This is a genomic window from Priestia sp. P5_B4 (assembly GCF_056400385.1).
Genome location: NZ_JBFULJ010001036.1, coordinates 1 through 1,226 on the forward strand (window position 1 = coordinate 1; position 1,226 = coordinate 1,226).

Genomic DNA, 1,226 nt, shown 5'->3' on the forward strand with positions numbered 1-1,226 from the left:
GGTCAGTTTGTTGTACTTTCACAACAGGAAATCGACAGTGTCAAAGAGCCCTTTACAGCAAACAAAGCCGTTGAATTGTTACACTTTGTTTCGTTAGATGACATTGATCCCCTGTTTTTTGATAAGCCCTACTATATTTCTCCTGGGGAAACAAGCCTAAAAGCTTATTATACTTTATTAAATGCACTTGAAATAACGAATAAAGTCGGTATTGCGGATGTATTTTTATATTCCAAACAGCAAATGGCAATTATTCGTTCCGTGGGCGGATCTCTTGTTCTTCACACGATGCATTTTGAAGAAGAGCTTCGTTCAGTCACAGATGTGCCTAACTTATCCAGTACTTCTTCCATTAATGAAAGTGATACACAAGTGACGGTGGAATTAATTGATAAGCTATCTACTTCTTTTAATCCATCTATTTACAAAAACAACTACCGAGACGCCTTACAAAACGTCATTCAACAAAAAATAAATCAAGGCGAAGTTACAAAAGGCAGCGGAAGCGAAGAACGAGATATTCGACATTTAATGGAAATGTTAAAAGTGAGCATAGATCCTTCTACTTTACATCCGACAAAATCAACAGCAGAGAAAAAAACTTCATCCTTAAAAAAGAAAGCATAAAAAAGCTAACGAAGAAATTCGTTAGCTTTCATTTGCAACAGAAGTCTTAGGAACAATAGTTCCATATGACGCCGGTATTTTTAAATATTGCGTTACTTGATTATTTTCTACAAAGACAATAAAGTTATCTTTTTTATCTTTTCCAATACCTTTTGMTTTTGCTTCAGACCACGTGAAGCCCAGCTTTTCATTTACCTCACTGCGAGTCGTTTCCGGTCCAAAAACATATACTTTATCCCATCTAAAATCACATAATTCATTAAAATCAAGGATGGAAGCTTCTTCTTTACTTTGATTTGTTTTTTTAATTTCATTAATTACAGTTTGCTGAAGTTGCGCTTGGTTGCGTTCGCTGTATACCCTGTCAATAAAAAAAGTTGCCAATAGCGCTACTAACGTGAATAGTAGAATCTTTTTCACTTCGTTGTCCTCCTGAAACGTTCTCTGCACATGATACGACTTCTTTTCGATACGGTTTTATTCTCTACTATTCTAGAAAATTCAACAGGAAAATACAACTAAAATCTCGAAATGTCATCAAAACATAAAAAACTTAACACTATGTCAACGCATAAAAAAAGACTTGTTCACTTTCTATC

At 34.8% G+C, this 1,226-nt stretch carries 2 protein-coding genes; one reads left to right on the forward strand and one right to left on the reverse strand.

Annotated features, from left to right (window positions below; all coding sequences use genetic code 11):
* A partial coding sequence (gene ku / locus AC1DRF_RS28560; protein WP_477742382.1) for a non-homologous end joining protein Ku occupies positions 1-627 on the forward strand: 627 nt, incomplete at its 5' end.
* A 21-nt stretch (positions 628-648) separates the two neighbouring features.
* Here ku and AC1DRF_RS28565 read toward each other — a convergent pair.
* Positions 649-1,047: a hypothetical protein gene (locus tag AC1DRF_RS28565; RefSeq protein ID WP_477742383.1), complete on the reverse strand. Its 399-nt coding sequence runs from the start codon at positions 1,045-1,047 to the stop codon at positions 649-651.
* Positions 1,048-1,226: the final 179 nt, after the last annotated feature.